This is a genomic window from Enterococcus sp. DIV1328a (genome assembly GCF_050536905.1).
GTDB lineage: Bacteria > Bacillota > Bacilli > Lactobacillales > Enterococcaceae > Enterococcus > Enterococcus faecalis.
The window spans coordinates 1,614,743-1,634,891 of sequence record NZ_CP172912.1; the positions used below are offsets into that span (position 1 = coordinate 1,614,743).

At 36.2% G+C, this 20,149-nt stretch carries 18 protein-coding genes; 6 read left to right on the forward strand and 12 right to left on the reverse strand.

Features of this window, described 5'->3' with window-relative positions; genetic code table 11:
- Positions 1-56: 56 nt before the first annotated feature.
- On the forward strand, positions 57-209 hold the full coding sequence (locus tag IGL93_RS07810; RefSeq protein WP_002357156.1) for an SPJ_0845 family protein: 153 nt from the start codon (positions 57-59) through the stop codon (positions 207-209).
- Positions 210-225: 16 nt separating this feature from the next.
- Here the strand turns inward: IGL93_RS07810 and yihA are convergent, their stop codons facing one another.
- A complete protein-coding gene (gene yihA, locus IGL93_RS07815; RefSeq protein WP_002357155.1) occupies positions 226-807 on the reverse strand; it encodes a ribosome biogenesis GTP-binding protein YihA/YsxC in 582 nt (193 codons plus the stop codon).
- A 97-nt stretch (positions 808-904) separates the two neighbouring features.
- A complete protein-coding gene (clpX, locus tag IGL93_RS07820; RefSeq protein ID WP_002357154.1) occupies positions 905-2,158 on the reverse strand; it encodes an ATP-dependent Clp protease ATP-binding subunit ClpX in 1,254 nt (417 codons plus the stop codon).
- A gap of 191 nt (positions 2,159-2,349) precedes the next feature.
- On the opposite strand from clpX, the gene IGL93_RS07825 reads away from it, so the two are divergent.
- Entirely contained in the window at positions 2,350-3,378 is a 1,029-nt protein-coding gene (locus IGL93_RS07825) for a lactonase family protein (protein WP_002366856.1), read from the forward strand.
- 215 nt (positions 3,379-3,593) lie between these two features.
- On the opposite strand, the gene IGL93_RS07830 is transcribed toward IGL93_RS07825, so the two are convergent.
- Genes IGL93_RS07830 through rihC form a run of 3 tightly spaced genes read right to left on the reverse strand, consistent with a single transcriptional unit; the run spans position 3,594 to position 6,437 of the window.
- A complete protein-coding gene (locus IGL93_RS07830; RefSeq protein ID WP_010713299.1) occupies positions 3,594-4,082 on the reverse strand; it encodes a GNAT family N-acetyltransferase in 489 nt (162 codons plus the stop codon).
- Between the two features lie 11 nt (positions 4,083-4,093).
- Entirely contained in the window at positions 4,094-5,467 is a 1,374-nt protein-coding gene (dcuC, locus tag IGL93_RS07835; RefSeq protein WP_002357150.1) for a C4-dicarboxylate transporter DcuC, read from the reverse strand.
- A 16-nt stretch (positions 5,468-5,483) separates the two neighbouring features.
- A complete protein-coding gene (rihC, locus tag IGL93_RS07840) occupies positions 5,484-6,437 on the reverse strand; it encodes a ribonucleoside hydrolase RihC (RefSeq protein ID WP_016616924.1) in 954 nt (317 codons plus the stop codon).
- A 146-nt stretch (positions 6,438-6,583) separates the two neighbouring features.
- Between rihC and IGL93_RS07845 the strand changes: the two genes are divergently transcribed.
- Complete coding sequence (locus tag IGL93_RS07845; protein ID WP_010713297.1) at positions 6,584-8,497, forward strand: PfkB family carbohydrate kinase; 1,914 nt, start codon at positions 6,584-6,586, stop codon at positions 8,495-8,497.
- Between the two features lie 118 nt (positions 8,498-8,615).
- The gene (locus IGL93_RS07850) at positions 8,616-10,124 is read left to right on the forward strand and encodes a helix-turn-helix domain-containing protein (RefSeq protein ID WP_010775941.1); all 1,509 of its coding nucleotides are present in this window, start codon (positions 8,616-8,618) and stop codon (positions 10,122-10,124) included.
- A gap of 314 nt (positions 10,125-10,438) precedes the next feature.
- Here the strand turns inward: IGL93_RS07850 and IGL93_RS07855 are convergent, their stop codons facing one another.
- From IGL93_RS07855 to IGL93_RS07885, 7 genes are all read right to left on the reverse strand, one after another.
- Complete coding sequence (locus IGL93_RS07855; RefSeq protein ID WP_002369202.1) at positions 10,439-11,284, reverse strand: hypothetical protein; 846 nt, start codon at positions 11,282-11,284, stop codon at positions 10,439-10,441.
- Positions 11,277-11,804 carry a 5-bromo-4-chloroindolyl phosphate hydrolysis family protein gene (locus tag IGL93_RS07860; RefSeq protein ID WP_025188812.1) on the reverse strand — a complete coding sequence of 176 codons (528 nt, stop codon included), beginning with the start codon at positions 11,802-11,804 and terminating at the stop codon, positions 11,277-11,279. Before IGL93_RS07860 ends, IGL93_RS07855 begins: the two co-directional genes overlap by 8 nt.
- A 283-nt stretch (positions 11,805-12,087) precedes the next feature.
- Positions 12,088-12,807 (reverse strand): MIP/aquaporin family protein, encoded by a 720-nt coding sequence (locus IGL93_RS07865; RefSeq protein WP_002357140.1) that lies wholly within the window; start codon positions 12,805-12,807, stop codon positions 12,088-12,090.
- Between the two features lie 7 nt (positions 12,808-12,814).
- Entirely contained in the window at positions 12,815-14,644 is a 1,830-nt protein-coding gene (gene glpO, locus IGL93_RS07870) for a type 1 glycerol-3-phosphate oxidase (protein ID WP_002379559.1), read from the reverse strand.
- A gap of 20 nt (positions 14,645-14,664) precedes the next feature.
- Positions 14,665-16,170 carry a glycerol kinase GlpK gene (gene glpK / locus IGL93_RS07875; RefSeq protein ID WP_002357138.1) on the reverse strand — a complete coding sequence of 502 codons (1,506 nt, stop codon included), beginning with the start codon at positions 16,168-16,170 and terminating at the stop codon, positions 14,665-14,667.
- Between the two features lie 276 nt (positions 16,171-16,446).
- Entirely contained in the window at positions 16,447-17,913 is a 1,467-nt protein-coding gene (locus IGL93_RS07880) for a helix-turn-helix domain-containing protein (protein WP_002385844.1), read from the reverse strand.
- A complete protein-coding gene (locus IGL93_RS07885; protein WP_002374545.1) occupies positions 17,903-19,237 on the reverse strand; it encodes an FAD-dependent oxidoreductase in 1,335 nt (444 codons plus the stop codon). Before IGL93_RS07885 ends, IGL93_RS07880 begins: the two co-directional genes overlap by 11 nt.
- Positions 19,238-19,416: 179 nt before the next feature.
- On the opposite strand from IGL93_RS07885, the gene IGL93_RS07890 reads away from it, so the two are divergent.
- Positions 19,417-19,773 (forward strand): hypothetical protein, encoded by a 357-nt coding sequence (locus tag IGL93_RS07890; RefSeq protein WP_002357135.1) that lies wholly within the window; start codon positions 19,417-19,419, stop codon positions 19,771-19,773.
- 33 nt (positions 19,774-19,806) lie between these two features.
- The gene (locus IGL93_RS07895) at positions 19,807-19,968 is read left to right on the forward strand and encodes a hypothetical protein (protein ID WP_002357133.1); all 162 of its coding nucleotides are present in this window, start codon (positions 19,807-19,809) and stop codon (positions 19,966-19,968) included.
- Positions 19,969-20,149 lie beyond the last annotated feature (181 nt).

Consider the following 20,149-nt stretch of genomic DNA (forward strand, 5'->3'; position numbering starts at 1 on the left):
TATCCAAATGAAAAAAAACGTGCTACACTATAAAAAAAGGAATGGAGGCTTAGTAAATGGGATTAAAATTTGAACGTTCCAATGACTTAGATAAACTCTTCGATTCTTTCGCCGTTGATCCATTAAAGAAAGAAGTACCTCTTGAAGAACTGGCAAAACAACGACAAGAAGTAAAAAAAGAAGAAGCAAAAAAACAAGCAAAAGAGTAATTTTGCTTGTTTTTTTCTATAGAAATTTTTCAATTGCTGTCCAAGCTGCTTCTTTTCCTTCTTTTGTTTCAGAAGAGAAAATAATAAAGTCATCTTGTTTATCAAAATTCAAGGCTTTTTTGATGACACTCTCGTGTTTGTTCCATTTGCCCCGCGGAATTTTGTCTGCCTTAGTTGCCACAATAATAACTGGCAAATCATAGTATTTCAAAAATTCATACATTTGGATATCATCTTGGGTCGGCGGATGACGTAAATCAATTAAAGAAACGACTGCACGTAACTGCTCACGTTGCGTGATATACGTTTCAATCATTTTTCCCCACTTCGCACGTTCTGTTTTAGAAACTTTGGCATAACCATAGCCAGGAACATCCACAAAGTGTAAGGCATCCTCAATTAAATAAAAGTTTAGCGTTTGCGTTTTACCAGGTTTACCTGAAGTTCTTGCTAAATTTTTACGATTAATCAAGGTATTAATAAAAGATGATTTCCCAACGTTCGAACGTCCAGCTAAAGCAATCTCCGGTAACTGAGATTCAGGATATTGTTTAGGGGATACCGCACTAATCACGATTTCTGCATTATGTACGTTCATTGTTTTCCTCCGTTCTTCTGTTCAGTCTTTCATTCAAAAGCTTAACAAAAACAGCTCTTTCGGAGATCCGCCGAAAGAGCTGTTTTCAGCTTCAATCTTATACAGCTTCTTTATCTTTTTTGTTATAAATAATTGTTGGTTTACCTGTACCTTCAGCGGCCATTTTAGTAATGATAACTTTTTCAATGCTTTCATCTGAAGGAACATCAAACATTACGTCCATCATAATTTCTTCAATGATTGAACGAAGTCCCCGTGCGCCAGTATTACGTTCAATGGCTTTGGCTGCGATGGCTTTTAATGCTTCTGGTTCAAATTCTAATTTAGTGTCATCAAGAGACAATAATTTTTGATATTGTTTCACCAAGGCATTCTTCGGTTCTGTTAAAATTCGAACCAAATCATCATTCGTTAATTTATCAAGCGCAGCCATTACAGGTAAGCGTCCAATAAATTCTGGAATTAAACCAAATTTCAATAAATCTTCTGGAATAATATGTTGCATGATGCTTTCTTCTTCATTTAAAGCAGAATTAGTTTTACCAAAACCAATAGTTTTTTCGCCTAAGCGGTTTTTAACAATGGTTTCAATTCCATCAAATGCTCCACCAACGATGAAGAGAACATTCGTTGTGTCAATTTGGATAAATTCTTGATGTGGATGTTTGCGGCCCCCTTGTGGTGGTACACTTGCAACTGTTCCTTCAAGAATTTTTAGTAAGGCTTGTTGAACACCCTCACCTGAAACATCTCGAGTAATCGAAACATTTTCACTCTTACGGGCAATTTTATCAATCTCATCAATATAGATAATGCCCTTTTCCGCGCGTTCAACATTATAGTCAGCAGATTGTAGTAATTTTAAAAGGATGTTTTCAACATCTTCCCCTACATAACCTGCTTCTGTTAAACTGGTCGCATCAGCGATTGCAAAAGGTACATTTAATGTTTTTGCTAACGTTTGAGCCAAGAAAGTTTTACCTGAACCTGTTGGTCCAATTAAACAAATGTTACTTTTTTGCAATTCAACGTCATCTTGAGTTGCAGCTGTTTCTGATTGATTTACACGTTTATAGTGATTGTAAACAGCAACAGAAAGTGTGCGTTTTGCACGTTCTTGTCCAATAACATATTCATTTAAAACATTTAAAATTTCTTGGGGTTTTGGCACATCCGTTAATTCTCGGACTGCTTCATCATAAAATTCTTCATCAATAATCTCTTTACATAGATCAATACATTCATTACAAATATAGACACCCGGACCAGCAACAATTTTTTTTACTTCTTCTTGTGTTTTCCCACAAAATGAACAACGAACGGTCCCGTTATTATCCGTATTGTCGTACATGTTCGTCACCCCTCTAAAAATCAAAAAATGACTGTCATCACAGTCTCTCATCATAATAGCACAAACCACTTTAAAATGCGAACATCTCAGATAGAAAGTTTTATTGTTCTTAGACTTCTTATGGTATACTACATTATATAAAAGCACTTTCATAAAAAGTGATTGTGTTGAAACAAATTGGAGGAATTGTGATGTTAGAACAAATTTTACTAGGTACCTATACTCGAAGAGCCAGCCAAGGCATTTATAAAATTGCATTAGATACGACACAAGGTCGTTTAACAGAAGCGACACTTTTGTTAGAAGAAACGAGTCCTACCTATCTTGCTCTGAGTCAAAAGGGCGAACTTTTTAGCGTCACTAGTGTTGACGGTGAAGGTGGCACTGCCGCTTATCAACCAGAAATGGACCATTTTAACTTATTGAATAAAGTAACTGAGGAAGGTGCGCCGCCATGTTATGTAGCTGTTGACGAAAACCGACAACTTGTCTATGCAGCAAATTATCACCAAGGTATCGTTCACGTGTATCGTATCTTAGAAGATGGTTCTTTGGAAGATGCTGACAAAGTGATTCATACAGAGCCAACTGGTCCTCATGAAAACCAAAACAATGCCCATGTTCATTACACAGATTTAACACCTGATCAACGCTTAGTCGTCTGTGATCTAGGAACCGATCGTGTGTATACGTATAATGTTAGCTTAGATGGAAAGCTTTCTGAAATCGCTCAATTCGTGACTGAGCCAGGGACTGGTCCACGTCATTTAGTGTTCCACCCAACAAAATCATTGGCTTATCTATTTGGTGAATTAGATAGCACTGTTTCAGTTCTTTCATATGATGAAACAGATGGTTCTTTCACTGAATTACAAAAAGTTTCTACTTTACCTGCTGATTATGATGCGTTTAATGGTGGTGCTGCGATTCGTATTTCTTCTGATGGCCGTTTCCTTTATGCTTCAAACCGTGGCCATAACTCAATTGCTGTCTATGCTGTTTCAGAAAATGGCGAAGCGATTGAACGAATTCAATTAATTTCAACAGAAGGCGATATTCCGAGAGATTTCGATTTAGATCCTTCTGAAGATTTCGTTGTTGTCGCTAATCAAGACTCTGATAACTTAACACTTTATCGTCGGAACCAAGAAACAGGCTTATTAGAAATGATTCAAAAAGATGTTGCCGTTCCCGAATGTGTTTGTGTTTTATTTGTATAATTAAGTTGACTATTTCCTTGGAAAATAACAGGAGGTCGGGACAGAAGCGTTTAACTCCGAGAAATAAGAAGGAATTTCCGAAAATTGTTCTTTAATTTTTGGAGAATTTCGGCTTATTTCCGAAGGAGTTGCTTTTGTTCCCGCCGTTTATCAGTTTTTGAGCGTGGAGCAAAAATCCAAAGTGATTTTTGTCCCACGCTCCCTGTTTTCTTATTTTAAACGATGGATTGGTTCTCCAATTCTTTAACGTATAAATAAAAAGAGCCAAAGTCTAAGCGATTCATTTGTAAAGATTCATGAACTTTTGTGAACCCTTTACTTTCGAAAAATCGAATCATTCTATGGTTTGTATGATTAGTCTGAGCATACATTTTACGTCTTCCTTCCCAGACTGCTCGTTTCTCCAATTCATGGAACAACAAACTGCCATAACCCTTAGCAATATAATTAGGCGAAGTTGCAAAACGCTTTAACCAAACAAAGTCTTGTTCCTGCTCCATACAGAACGTTGCCATTGAAAAAATCATTTCTTCGTGCACTAGCAAATACAACCGTTTTTTTGTAATGTCTTCTTGGATGTCTTCTTGAGAAGGGTAGTCCTTTGTCCACTGTGTAATGCCCACAACATCCATGTATGCCTTTACTTCTGTTAAAAATTGAAGAATCATCGGTAACTCTTTCTCATCAGCCACTCTAATTTTCATTGTTTATTCTCTTAATAAGGTAACAATAGAATCGACAAGACAATCACACTAATAATGCCAATGATGGTCGGTACACTCGTCCGTTTTAAAATTCTGATGGGACTAACTCCTACTGTTGATGCGACAATCATGACAACTGCTGCTACAGGAGAAATCGTTCTAGTTAAATTCGCGATCATCTGCATTGGCAAGGAAATTAAAATACCATCAATCCCAGCTTTTTCGGCAATCCCAGGGATTAGTTCGATAACCGCATAAAACATTGCCAGTCCACCACCGCTTAAAATTCCAAAAAGGGTCGTTGCACCGCTGAAAATTAAGGTCGTAACGATTCCTGCTGAACTTGACGCTTCGACAGATGCCATAATACTATCAATAATTCCTAACGTTTGAATCGCAGACGTGAATAATGAACCGCCTACGACAAGCATCACGACTTGACTAAACCCTTGCCCCATTCCTTTAAACATCTCGACAGCCGTATCTTGAACCTTTTTAAAAGATTTCAAGCGAAGCGTCTCAACCAATACCGCAATGAAGAAAGAAATAAATGTAAGAACAAAAATATCCATCGTTATTCCTTTGACAAACATTCCTGCGATTCCCACTCCAACAATTAATAATAGCGGTAATATTGGCAATATTGCATAAAATTTAGGAACATCAAATTCTTTTTGTTTGCTTAAGCCTTCTTCATTTAATGAGACATAGGCAGCCTCGCCTTCTTTTTTATCGCAGTATTTTTGCCAGAAGTACTGTGCCACCGCAATGATTAATAACGATGGCAGCGAAATTTTGGCATTCCATACAACATAATTTAACACATCATAACCAAGGGTATTTGCGGCGATTACGTTATCCGCGCCTAAAGGTGTTGGCATGATAGTTGCCGTCATTGCAATCACACCTGCAGCAGTTAATGATGAAATCCCCATGCTGGCTAGCATCGGATATAATATAGACATTAAAATAATCGCTAAGCTTGATGCACTAGGAACTACTAGTGACATTAAATTTCCAATTAAAAAGACTACAGGGACAAATAACGATTTACGTTTAATCTTCATTAATGGTTTCACCAAAAAGTTGACAGCCATCTGATTGGCCCCGATTGCATTCATATAGCCTGAATAACCAAAAAGAATCATAATTACAATTCCTGCTGAACTCACTTGTGCAATAATTGTATCTTTAAACTTCAAGAAAATATCAAATAATCCAAAACCGGTTCCTTCCCCTGCAGGATAAATGGGATGTCCTAACATCCATGCACAGGCAAGTAGAACAAGCGCACCAATAATTAAACTGAGTGCGGGATGATAATTTTTTACAATCAAATAGGCTACAACAACTAAAACGACCAATACCAATAAACTTTCAATCATACTTATCCTCCTTCAGTTAATTAACCGCTTTCATTTTTTCGACAACCCATTTTTGAAAAGCCTCAACATTTACATCTATACAGGCAACGGCATTCGTGTTTTTATGATACTTCATTTTTAAATCCGCAACAGTAGCTCCCGCAGCTGGACCTTCCAAAGCAACTTCAATGAACGTTTCAGTTGTCTCAAATAGTTCTGGTGAAGTTAAATAGGCAATCGCACAGACATCATGCATTTTCAAACCTGTAGTTAAACTGCCGCCTCTATAATGACGGAAAAGACCATAAAACATTTCCCCAACTCTACCAAGTGCTCTGATAGCTGTTACTTCATGATTCGTTAACACAGCTTGACTTGTAACATCTAATCCTACCATTGTTATCGGGACACCTGATTGGAAAACAATTTGTGCAGCGTGTGGATCGACATACGTATTAAATTCGGCACTTGTATTTGTATTTCCCCTTGCTAATGAGCCACCCATCATGACGATTTCTGCAATATTTTCTTTGACTTCTGGATAGAGGGTCAGTAACAAAGCAATATTCGTTAATGCAGCAATTGGAACAATGGTCAAAGGAACATCACTAGACAGAATTTCTTTTCGCATAGCTTCCACTGCATGAATATCTAAACACGTAGAGATAGGTTGCGGAAACTCAAAGCCATCCATGCCAGTCTCCCCATGAATCTCAGCAGAATCTTCCAATTGAATAAGTAACGGACAATTACACCCCTTGGCTACAGGAACCTTTTTCCCAAAAAAATCGACAAGTTTCAAGGCATTATTTGTTGTTTTTTCTACATCTACATTCCCTGCAACCGTCGTTATTAAGCGAACTTCTAGGTTAGGATGATTCAGTGCAATCGCTAAAGCTACAGCATCATCAATTCCTGGGTCCGTATCAATAATGATCGGTCTTTTCTTTGTATCCATTTTTCTTCCTCCATTCACATTTAGGAAAAACATTTCCGGAAACGTTTTCTTAACTTGAGATTAACAGCGCTTTCATTAAAAGTCAAGCAGAATTTCTAAATAATAAATAATTAGGCTTTTTCTTGACTTTCTGCTTTTAGAATGCTTACTATAAAAAAGAGTTCAGTGAAAGGACGAAAATGATGAATATTAAAGATATTGCAAAATTAGCTGGCGTTTCCGCTTCAACTGTATCCAAAATTATAAATAATAAAGATCAAACTATTAGTAAAGAAACCCGTGAACGTGTCTTAAAAATCGTTCGAGATTACAACTACACACCTTACTCAGCAAATCTCGTCACAAATAGTACTACAAAAACCTTCGTGTTATTATTAAATAGCCATGAAACTTTTGAGGCTTGGGTTACGAGCTTTATTGATAAAGCTCAAGAAAATGGCTATAACTGCTTGATTTTAAATAGTCACGGTAGTTTAGAACAAGAACTGAAAAATATTACCTCGCCAACTTTAAAACAAGCCAGTGGCATTATTTGGGACCCAATCAATGAAAACAGTAAACAATACGCGAAATTTATAGAAGAATTAACGATTCCTTACTATTTCGTCAATCACTCAACTAACGAATTACCTTCTCTAGCGGGGCTTTATGAAGAAGCTAGTTATGTTTTAACCCAAGAATTATTACAGAATAACCATAAAAAAATTAGTTATTTCGTCACTAACCCAAAATATAAAGAAGCAATTATTGCAGGCTATAAAAAAGCCTTGTTTGATGTCAATTTACCCTTTAGTAAAGAAAATATTTTAACTACTATCCCTGCTGATTTCAGTAATCAGCTTATCACAGATGGGATTACGGGTATCCTTACCGATGACTATACCCAGGCTGTTTTTTTGGAACAGCTTTTAAAGCAGAGCGGTTTGCGAACCCCCGATAATTACTCTTTACTCGCAATTAAGCGAAAAATTGATCGTTCATTTTTACCTGATCATATTTCTTCCGTCTTATTAGACACAGAGACGTTTGGCAGCCAGTTAGCCTTATTATTGCTTAACAAACGCAAAGAAAAAACAGCCTTGATTAACGAGACTGAAAAATTGGTGCTAGATCACAAAAATACATTAGGCATGTCTAGTGTTAATCCACATAGCAAAATGATTGTAGTGGGTAGTTTAAACGTTGATAATTATCTGTATTCAACAAATTTACCACATAACGGCAAAACAAATTTTTTGTCTAGCTATGCTAAATTCCCCGGCGGAAAAGGATTAAATCAAGCTGTTGGCTTAACCAAACTGGGCCATCAGGCCACCTTAATTGGTTGTTTAGGCTCAGACACAGATGCGAATTACTTATATAAAGAATTAGAAAAATACCACGTTACGACAGATGGTATCACACGTATTCAAGATACTGAGACTGGTCAAGCTTATATTTATGTTGAGACAAGCGGCGACTCCATGATTTCAATCTTACCTGGTGCAAACACAGCGCTTACACCTAAAAAAATCGCACAGCAAAAACACCTATTTATGGATGCCAGTTTTTGTCTCATTCAAACAGAAATTCCTTTGTCTGCTGTAGAGAAAGCTTGTGAAATTGCCCAACATTCAGGCGTACCGATTATTTTAAAACCAGCTGCTATTCATCATATTCCAGTGAATATACTAGAAAAGGTTGATTTTTTCATTCCCAATGAAGATGAATTATTGGAACTTCAACCAGATACTGGTACATTAGAAGAGAAAGCGGCGTACTTCTTAGAAATGGGCGTAAAAAATGTCATTGTTACTTTAGGAAAAAAAGGCGTGTTATTAAAAACACCCCAAGTGTGCCACTATTTCCCTGCAACAGAAAATATAGCTGTGGATAGTACTGGTGCCAGTGACAGCTTTATCAGCGCGCTCGCCTCCTATCTTTCGAAAGGTTATCCGACTGAAGCAGCCATTCAAATAGCAATTCAGGCTGCAGGATTTTCAGTTTCTAAAGAAGGGGTGATTGATTCTTTAGTTGATCATGTCACTTTGGAAAATTATTTGATAAAAAAAGAACCCGCTCTTTTTGCTCATCGTAACACCTGTGTCGACTGACACAGGTGTTTTCCTGCTGAATATCTTGTTATTTTCTCATAAACCAATGAGAATTGTTCTTTTTTATTACAATTTATTAGGCGAACTATTATAATAAAAGAGAAGTTATTACTAAGGAGTGAGTCTCATCAAAACACAAGATGCCATAAAAACATTTTTACTTTCAAAGAAAACACAAAAAAAATTGGCTGTCTTTTTATACTTAGCAAAACAAACGAACCTTGATTTATCTAGTGTTGCCCGAAAATTCGATCTTTCTACTAAAAATTTATCAATTTATCTTCGTGAAATTCAAGAAGACTTAGCAACCCTTCCTGAAAATACCTTAGAGATTCAGATCCATCACGGAAAAATTTCATTACATACGACTTCCAATGATTTTCTTTTCCACTATTTTTTATTATTTAATTATTACTGTGTCCATTCTACTGACTTCATTCTTTTTCAAGCAATTATCAAAAAAGAAAACAATTCTGTCTGGAAAGTGAGTCAAGAAACTAATTTTAGCTCATCTTACATTTACAAACGGTTAAATAACATTAATAAACTATTTGGTTTGTATGGAATTTCCGTCCATTTTTCCCCCTCCGCGAGTAAAGTGATTACAGGTTCTGAATTTCAAGTCCTATATGCTTTTCTTGATGTCTACTGGACCATCTTTTTAAATACCTTAGCCTTACCACGTTATACCTCTACTTATTTTGAAGATATACTGACGCAACATATTAAACCAGAAATTCTTGAACGCTTGGAACACGCTTCTCTACTAAAATTAAATTTACTTTTACACATCGCAAAATATCGCTTTCCATATACTTGTGAAGATGATCTCCAAAAAGAATTTGAAGAACATCCTTATTTAAGGCTTTTCTCAGACTCAAAACAAACTATTTTTTGTTCCCAATCAAATTTTTCAGAAGATCAACAGCGGGTTGTAGATATCATTGCACCCATTGCCATTGATAATTTTGATTCAGCAAAACGAGCCAAAGATTTACTGGCTGCTCTAAATGAAATTTCTTGCCCAGAATATTTCTACGTTGATTCTTTATTAACCAATTTTTGCGAAGTTTTTCAAATTCCAAAAATGCGTGAATTTGATCGTCATTACTTCTTACTTATTTTATTTAAAAATATTATCTATAACCAATTATTTATTTCACAGCAACCAAATACCGCGATTCTAGATTTTTTAGTCAATAAAAATAGTACTTATCAAAAAGATTTACAGAAAAAAATTTATGCTTTTTATCAAAACTTTTCAGCGCATTCCCCTTATCAGTTAAGATTTAAGGATCAGGAGAACCCAATTTGGACATGTGAATTGTTGTTACGAATTTATAAGCACTATAGTCCCCGCAAAAAAATTAAAATTGGTGTTGCATATTCTCGCGATTTTTACATTGCTAGCTTTATTATGATGAAAATCAAGCAAGCATTTAGTGAGGATATTATTTTTGAACGAACCGATTTTTCTAGTTGTGATATTGTGATTACTGACTATCCCTTATTTGATTTACCAAAAGAAATTGACCGAATTTACATTTTAGAAGAAGAATTAACCCGAGAAGATTGGGAACTAATTTTCAGTAAAATAAGTATCGCCATTTTTGATTTGCAATATTAAAACAAACATCAAGCGCCAACCTGTCTCACCAGCCATAATGAAAACAAGCGACCTACAAACCACTTCTGCCAGTTTTAGTCTGACAGAAAATAGTTTGTAGGTCACTTGTATATTGCTGTTCTTTTCTACGTTACCTTCAAAGACAATCTAGTAAGTGGGTACACGTCGTACTTCAGTCCTTAAAGTGCTACGCTTCCACCGCTGATCAGTTTTTAAGCCTGAGACAAAAATCCAAAGTGTTTTTTGTCTCAGGCTCTTACATTTTTTCAACAAAGATGTTACTAGGCGCTACTTGAAGCTGAAAACTAGTTTCTCTATCGAGATTCCTCATCAGTAGACTCAAATTTAAAACTTTTTTCTATAAAAGCGACTTCTTTTGCGTATGTTTTTACAAAAGAAGAATAGTCTTTGGGATCTTTGACCTTTTCCAATTGGTCAACAGAGACTTCTAATTCAAATCCCGTCCCATCTTTAAAGAGATAATATTTTGAGATGTCTGTATATCCTTGATTCCGTTTTAAAATATAGCCGGTTTGTACATCAGCAATTTTATCAATTGGGTATGCTTTGATAAACTCTTTACTTGTATCCAAATAATCAGAAAGACTGTTGACAAGATTGCCAGAAAGGTACATACCTGCCGATGTATAATAGTCTCTTTTTTCATAAAAACTGATATTGCCTAGATATTTTGTATCTGGATACTCCTCTGTAGAAGGTAAAATTAAAAAGTTCTTTCCGCCACTGGTTTCAATATCGGCATCGCCGATAATTTCTATTTGATAGCCTTGATTAAATAAAAGTTTATTTTCTTCTATTGTGACTTTTAGTGGTTTTTCTAAATCAACAGGTCCAGTTGTGGTAAGTCCAGCTTCTTTTAAAGGATAAACATCTTCTGATGAAGCGGAGTAATCCCAATAATCATCTTTCTCCGCAAGATCAATATATACTATAAAGCCAATTGCTACAGCAATGCCTATCCAAATAATTTTTTTGTTCTTTTTTTGTTTTTTCTTTTTTTTCGTCTGTGGTTTTACCACTTTTTTATTGGGGTTAGGAAGTTGCTTTACTGTGTCTGTTCTTGTGACAGGAAAAAACGACCATTTTGGCTTTTGAAAAAGCGCATCATATGTATCATAAAAATTCTTTTGTTTAGCCATTTTTTCTCTCCACTAATTTTTTTGATAAGGAAATTTCCTCAGATGCTTCGGAGACTAATCTTTCATAATCATCTGTGATACTTTCCGACAACACTCGTATGGTACTTAAGATACCATTGGTTGCAAGTGTTATTTCTTCTGTTGACAATTTATCTTCTTTAATGCTTAAAAACCGTTCTGATGCTCGTAAAATCTCTGGTACCTTATGATATAAAAAATCACTAAAATGAGTAATTGCTTCAGGATACTTCACTAAGTGTTTAAAGATGCCCTTAGCGGAAGCAACACCCAGTTCTACTTGTTCAATTTTTTTTAAATTTCGTGACTTATTCGTTAGTTCGTTTAAATAAATAATTTGTTTTTTTAATTCGTCCATAATTCTTTGGTACATCTCTAGGTCACTGTCCGTTAGATGGTGCGTCGTTTGATATTTTTTTAGATTTTTTTTATAACGGAAATACGTACGACCATTTCTATAAATAACCCAACCAATGTACCCAGTCCCCACTAACAAAACCATTATCCCATTCAAATCATGTACTCCTTTTTAAATTAGTATATATTACTGAACACATTGTCCAGCTTAAAATTGACAAATAAGTATGAAATGTTACTCCCCCAATTACTTGTGCACTTTTATTGTATCATATAGGAAAATTGTTCTGTTCCGCATTTGGACAAATTGTCTAAATGTCTAACGAAATCTTTTTTTGTTTAATATGTAGCAAAAAACACTTGCAAGAATTGATTACTTCTCACAAGCGTTTTTTATTGTCTAAAACAACTATTTACATTTCATTTTATTAAATAGTGAATAAATAAATTACTGCAGCTAATGAAGCACCTAAGATAGGTCCCACAATTGGCACCCAAGAATAAGCCCAATCAGAATCACCTTTTGTTTTCACAGGAATAATTTGGTGCGCTAAACGAGGTCCTAAATCACGTGCAGGGTTAATTGCATAACCTGTAGGTCCGCCTAATGATAGACCTAGTCCTAAGACCAAAATCCCAACAAGCATTGGGTTAATGCCAGCCGCTAAGTCGTTTTGAGAAAAGGCTAGTAAGCCAAAAACCAAGACAAATGTGCCGATAATTTCTGTTAAAACATTGGCTGGATAGTTACGGACAGCTGGACCAGTGGCGAAGGTTCCTAAAATAGCACCTTTGTCTTCTGTAATGTTCCAATGGGGTAAATAAGCTAACCAGACAACTAAACCACCAATAAAACCGCCTAGGACTTGAGCTACGATATAAGGTAAAACCATGCCCCATTCAAAGTTTCCAGTAATTGCCATCGCAACCGTTACAGCAGGATTTAAATGCGCTGGACTCATATACCCAGACATGTAAACAGCTAATGTAACAGCAGCGCCCCAACCTAAAGCAATAACGACCCAACCAGAAGCAAAGGCTTTGCTTTTCTTCAAGTTAACTGCGGCACAGACGCCATCCCCTAGTAAAACTAAAATCATCGTTCCGAAAAATTCACCGAATAATTGTGTCATCATCGAAGTTCCCATTTTTTCTTCACCCTACTTTCAAATTTTTTAAATCTGATTCTTCAATTACTTTTTCTAATGTTTCAATGTGTCGTGCTCTTTCTTCCGCTGTCCACTGATAATGCTGTGCCATTTCTTCAATGACTCCCGCTTTCACTTGGTCCAAACGATCACGCATAAATAATAAGTGGTTGGTCCGTCGCAATAAAAAGTCGACGGGTGTTAAAGCCATTTCTTCTTCCATCGCATAGTTTAAAGAGACAGTTTCTGTTAAGGTTAAACCAGGAATTACTTTGGCATCATCAATCATTTCAAAAACAGTTGGTACGTTGGAGCCATATAAATGAGCTAAGTATAGTGCATCCTTTTCACTTAACCCTTTAGACACGCCATGTTTTGCCAACGCTTCTAATTCTTCGTCTACCGTTGCAGGGTTCAATTTTCCGCCTGAAACTGGATAGTTTTTAGAATCAATTAAGGTGAATTCTTTTTGGTATTCTTCTGCTAAGATGGTTTGAATCATTTTCATCGCACCTTCTGCCATTTTACGATAATCTGTTAATTTCCCACCAGCCAAAGTGAGCAAGCCATCCGCTGATCTTTCCAATGAGCTGCCTCGAGAGACAGCTGAAGGATTGACTTTATTTTCCACCAAACTGTCTTCTAGATGGTTTAGGACTTCTTCAATTTCTCGTTTATCTGTTTGGTTTTTTTGGTATCTGTCAACGACATCAATGACTTCATCAATACTTTTATCTGAAAGTTTGCCATTGTTTCCCCCGTTATAATCTGAGCCACCGTTAGCAGAAATTAAAGGTCGTAAGCCAGCCCAGCTGGCTTCAATATCATCAATTGTCAATTGTACCTCTGGATAACGATTATTGACTACTTCCAATAGGTAATCCACATCACTTTGTTCTACTGTTGGATGTTGAAAGTCTCCATGGTAATCTGTATCCGTCGTCCCAAAATATGTTTTTTCTTCTCTTGGAACAACGAAGACCATGCGGCCATCTTGTTTACCTGTATCAAAATACGTTGGTTGAGGAACATTTAAACGGCTTTTGTCGACAACTAAATGAACCCCTTTGGTTGGACGCATTTGTGGTGTAAATGAATCGTTTTTGTCTAAGCCTCTTAATTTATCTGACCAAGGACCAGTAGTATTAATCACAACATCTGCGTGAATCTCAAACTGTTCGTCAGTTAGTAGGTCCTTTGCTTGAATGCCAGTAATTTTCCCTTCATCATTGTATAAAAAGCCCACCGCTTGAACCCGACTCACAGCATGTGCCCCGTCAGCTACTGCTTGTTTAATATTTTCAATAACTAAACGAGCATCATTATTTCGGTAATCTAAATAAACACCGCCACCTTGTAGACCTTCACTTTTTAGTTGTGGCTCACGTGCCAAAACCTCGTCTTTTGTTAACAGATAGTTGGCGTACTTGGTACCTGTTACATCAGCTAACTGATCATATAAATCCATTGCTATTTTGACAGAAAATAGATTAAATGTTGCATTTGGCTCATCATAAATCGGCAATAACATGGGATCCGCTTTAGGGATGTGTGGTGCAATGGATTGAACGACGGCTCGTTCTTTCACTGTATCTGCTACCACCTCCACGTCAAACGTTTTCAAATAGCGGATACCACCATGAACTAATTTGGTTGATCGTGAAGAGGTGCCCTCTGCGAAATCCTGCATTTCAATTAACCCTGTCTTCATTTTAGCGGCACTGGCTTGCAGGGCAACGCCTGCGCCAGTAATGCCACCACCAATAATTAAGACATCTAAGTGTTGTGTTTTTAAAGCGTCGATTGATTGTCGGCGTGTTTCTATTGAGAAAGTCATAGAAAATTCCCCTTTTCCATTTACTTATTTTTACGTTTGAATTGTTGGGTAGCTGCTACTGCTTGTTGCCAACCTTCATATAAATCTTCTCGTTCTTCTTCCGCCATAATGGGTTCAAATTGTTGTCCTTCTTCTTGGAATGCTTTGATTTCTTCTAAGTCTTTCCAGAAGCCAACCGCTAAGCCCGCCAAGAAAGCTGCGCCTAAGGCCGTTGTTTCTAAGTTATGGGCTCTTTGAACAGCAGTGTTTAAAATATCTGCTTGGAATTGCATCAAGAAATCATTGTTTGCTGCTCCACCGTCTACTTTTAAGACAGGAATGTCTATGCCTGTATCTTCTTTCATCGTGTCAATAATGTCACGAACTTGATACGCAACTGCTTGAAGTGTCGCTTTGACAAAATCTTCTCTCGTGGTACCGCGTGTCAATCCAAAGACAGCCCCACGCGCTTGTGAATCCCAATATGGTGCACCCAAACCAGTGAATGCAGGAACCACATAAACTTCATTGTGCCCTGTTGACGCTTTGGCTACTGCTTCAGATTCCGCAGCCGTTTGCAACATTTTTAAGCCATCTCGTAACCATTGAATCGCTGAACCAGCCACGAAGATACTTCCTTCCAAGGCATAATATACTTTGCCGTTAATGCCATAGCCAATAGTGGTAAGCAGATTATTTTTAGAAAGTTGAGGTTCTTCGCCAGTGTTCATGACAATAAATGAGCCTGTTCCATAGGTATTTTTAACCATCCCAGGTTCAAAGGCCATTTGACCAAATAAAGCGGCTTGTTGGTCACCAGCCATCCCAGCGATAGGTACTTCACTTCCGTAAAAATGGTAATTTTTTGTTAATCCATACACTTCAGAGTTCGAAACGACTTTCGGTAACATCACTCGTGGGATATTTAAAAGATCCAAAATTTCTTGATCCCAATCTAAATCATGGATATTAAACAACATCGTCCGACTTGCATTTGAATAATCAGTGACATGAGTATCTCCCGTTAATTTCCAAACGAGCCAAGTGTCAATTGTTCCAAACATCAATTCTCCATTTTCTGCACGTTCTTGCGCACCTTCTACGTGATCTAAGATCCAACGAACCTTCGTTGCTGAGAAATAAGCATCAATGATTAACCCAGTTTTTTCATGAATCATTTCGCTGTAGCCATCTTCTTTTAGTTGATCGGCAATAGGTGTCGTTTGGCGTGATTGCCAAACAATTGCGTTATAAATGGGTAACCCAGTTGCTTTGTCCCAAACAACGGTTGTTTCCCGTTGGTTTGTAATCCCAATTCCAGCAATATCTGTAGGTTTCACTCCTGACTCAATTAAAGAACCTGCAATAACGGATTGAACAGAATTCCAAATTTCATTGGCATTATGTTCCACCCAACCTGCATTAGGAAAATATTGAGTAAATTCCTTTTGTGAACTACCAATTTTGTTTCCTTTTTTATCAAAAATAATTGCACGAGAACTAGTCGTTCCTTGATCAATCGCCATAATGTATTTTTCTTCTGCCATGATAATTCCTCCTAAACGTTTTTGAAATCGTTTTCTTTATGTCCCTATCTTACAAATAAAAGAATAACTAAACATGTCAAAAACTTTTTTTATTTTAAAAAAATTGAAAGGATTTCTACTAAAACCAACAAAGACAACGCTTTCAATAATACTTTTATTATCTCTAATTTTTCAATAAAAAGAAACATTTTTGTTTAAAAAAGCCTAATTTTCGACTTTTAGTTGTAAAAAGGCTGGTGCGAGGATCAGACAATTTCCGTCACACCAACCTTTTGTTTATTTCTCCCGCAAGGTGCGTATTTTCTTTTTTAATTGTTGCACATCATAGGTCGAACTTAATTCTGACAAAACATAGACTTCCGGTGTTCCTTGATAGCTCGTTTGCTGATAATTGGTCACAATTAAATCATATGTTTGTTCAGGCTGATACCTCTCCACCAGCGTGCCATTCATATTTTTAAGACTAAGCATTAATACTTGTGTTAACGCCGCTTGATAAAGAGCATCCATTGCTAAATGAATTCCAATTTTTATTTCACCAATCATTTTAAATTCAATTAATGCCAACACGCTTAAATATTTGACCAGAGAAAGTTCATGCAAACTATCTCCTGGTTGATACGTTTCATCAAAACAAGCTAAAGCTTTTTCTAATAACGTTGTTGAAAAAGAAGCTAATTCCCGACTAGATAATTGCTGTTCTTTTTCCCAGATATGGGCCCGATCAAAGACTTCCAATTCTCCTTTAAAAAAATACAGTTTTCCATGAATTTGTGAAAAATAGTAAGCCATGGTTTTCTCAAGAGTAGGTTCAAATTTATGGGGCCGATAATACAAGACCACATTTTCCAAGATAAACGTATCAGCTAAAGAAACAGCGGAACGACGTCCCCGAATTAAGGAATATTCATCAAAAGCTGATTCTGGTAAGACCGACATTGTGATTAGAAAAACAAAATGAATCATGCTTTCTCCTTCGTCTAATTCTAATGAATAGCGACTAGAAAAACGGAAAAACAATTGTCGAACTTGCTTAAATAACGGATCTTCTTTAAAATCAATCATTTTCTTTCTCAATTGTTGATATTTTTTTGAAGTAACCGCTAGGCGCTTTTTCGTAATACTCAACCAAAGGCTAACTTTTAACGCATTATGTTCATTAAAAGTAAAACCTAAGCCAGTTTCAATCCCTTCAATTATCCGTTTATTTAACGGGGACATCGTTTTTTTCTGGTGTGTTTCATAGGGAGTAATATACCAATACAACTGAAAGTAAAAGTAACGAATCTGCAATTCTTCTCCCTGTAGTTGTCCATTTTTTATTTGCAAATCAAAGGCGGCTAACAATTGATTGAGTTCCTTAATCTTTCGAAATAAAGAAGACTCACTAATCATAAATTTAGTCGTTAATTGAACAATAGAAAACTCTTTATTACGATATAAATAATCTAAAAGTTGAAATTTAAGAGACTCTTTTACAAATGCTTCAATTAAATGATTCAACGAAAAAAAATCCGATAAGGTGATTGATAGCTGTTGGCCATCATAAGTAAGCTGACAATCCTGTCCAAAAGGTTTCAAAAAATAATGTAAATCCTCTAAGTCTTTTTCAAAGGAGGCTTTTGTGACCGCTAAAAATGCTGTTAAATCAGAGACTGAGCAGGTACCGCCTGCTAAGATGGTTTGTTGCACCGTTAATAATTGTCGCATCGCTTTCTTTTCCAATAACGTCTCAACTTTCATCGTTCTCTCTCCAATAAGCCGAAGCACCCATCAAATTTGTAATATCATAAATATTGGTTAAGGAAGGTTGATAAAAATAATCTTTTTGTAATAGGTCTGTCAGTGTCTGACCTGTTTGGATACTTAATGCTAACGTATTTATTTTTTCTAAACAATTGTTTTTTGAACAAAGCTGTGCCCCAAGGACCCGTTGTGTCACTTTATCATAGATTAATTTGCCTAAAATTTCTGTCCCATGTTGTAGAGGCGGCGCTGGCTGTCTAACAATTACGGAAGCAAGTGTTTGCGGAAAAAATAAACCTTCCGTTTCGGTTAGACCTGTACTAGCAAGGTAATAGTCCCCCACTTTTGTTCCCATTGTTCGCAAAGAGCCAATGAATCGGTGTGTTTTTTCTTCTAAATTGTTGGCGACTACTAAGCCAGTTCGTACCGCATTGTTCACTAACGGAGCATAAAAAGTTTCCGCGACTGGTTCATTCATAACTGAAATGCAATCTCCGATGGCAAAAACATTTGGCACTGAAGTTTGTAAATAAGCATCCACCGCGATTGTCTGATCCAGATTTCGTTGAATTTTTTTATCCAAATAGGCTAATTGAGGATGTAAGTTTAAAGCAAAAATCCCACTGTCACAAGAAATTTTCTGTTCGCTTGTTTCAAGAACAATACCATTTGCTGTTTCTTCAATTCCTAGGACCGTTTCTTCAAAATGGAAAATTACTGCTTGTTTTTCCAAAGATTTTTGAACATCTGCAACCATTTCTTTATCAAAATATTTAGGCAATAGATTTTCTAAACTTTCAAAGACATGGACCGTTTTCTTCATTTTCACAAGAAAATCAATAGCTTCCATTCCAATGGGTCCTGCACCAATGACGGCTACTGTCTGGCTCTTTTCCAGTAATGGAACAGCCGCTAAAGCACCTGATAAAAATTTATATTTGAGTAATTTTTCTGTTTGACTACCACGAATTTGCGTGGAAAATTGGCTCGCGCCTGTCGCTAAAATCAATTTATCATAAGAATACCACTGTTGTTCTTCCTTTTGCGCCCAAGCAATCAGTTGGTTCTCAACATCCATTGCCACGACTTCTCTATTTAAAAGCAACTGAATCTTTTGACGACGTAATTCCTCTTCCGTTATGTAACGTGCTTCGTGTAATTCATTGATGGTATGATTAAAATACGCACTTAAGCCACCAGATAAATACCCCACTGTTGCTTGTTTGTCAATTAAAGAAATTTCTGCTTGGGGATATTTTTTCCTTGAAGCAATTGCTGCGGAAATACCTGCGAATGATGCACCAATAATCACAATTTTCATTTGTTTCCTCCTCTGTCAGGACCTATTATACTTCTCTCAGTTTATCATGATTAAAAAGAATGCTAAAGCAACAACTATAGTTTTCCCTTAAAATAATTATTTTTGCTGAGCGCATTGCTTTTCAAGCACTTTCATTTTCATTTATAATAAATGTTACTACTGTTTGAGGAGGAGTTTTCATGTCTGCAACGAAAGAGCAATTGGAACTATTTTTATTTTATTTATCTGAAACCCATACAAAAAGTTTATCTTTACATGACTTAGTTACAAGTCGACCACGCCCAGAAGAAGCGCGTATTTTATTAAATATTAACGAGGTTTTCACTTACTACCATAGCGCTCGTGTTCTCTACACAAGTGTTCCTGCTCTTGAAAACAACAAGTCTGAGCCTTTTTTCCAAGCCTTCGAAAATTTTTATTTTGAATTAAAACAACATTTTTTCAATGAAGAAGATGAAACCAATCAATTGAATGAACGTCTAGAGGAAATGAAAATTGCCTTTGAACAATTGACGGATGACTACAATGTTCTATAATAGAAGAGAACAATTCGTTGAGAAGGGGTCCTTATGAAGCAAGAAGAAGTGATTGAACGTTTAAAAGAAGAACTAAATTTGCCATTTTTTAATGGTACGCTAGAAGAAAAGAACTATTCTGAAGCAGATTATCAACAAATCAAGAAAGAGTTAATTCAATACTTTGATGATTATGTGCGAAATGTTGAAAATTAACAAGCTAAAACAACCTTTGATTTTAATAAAATCAAAGGTTGTTTTATTATCAAAATAAAAAAAATAACAAAAAAACCACCGGCAGTTTTGCCGATGGAAAAGGAGTATTTACTCAATAAGAGTAAAATGAAAAATAAAAAGGTTGTTGTTGGTATGAATTAATAATACAATACACTTTCTC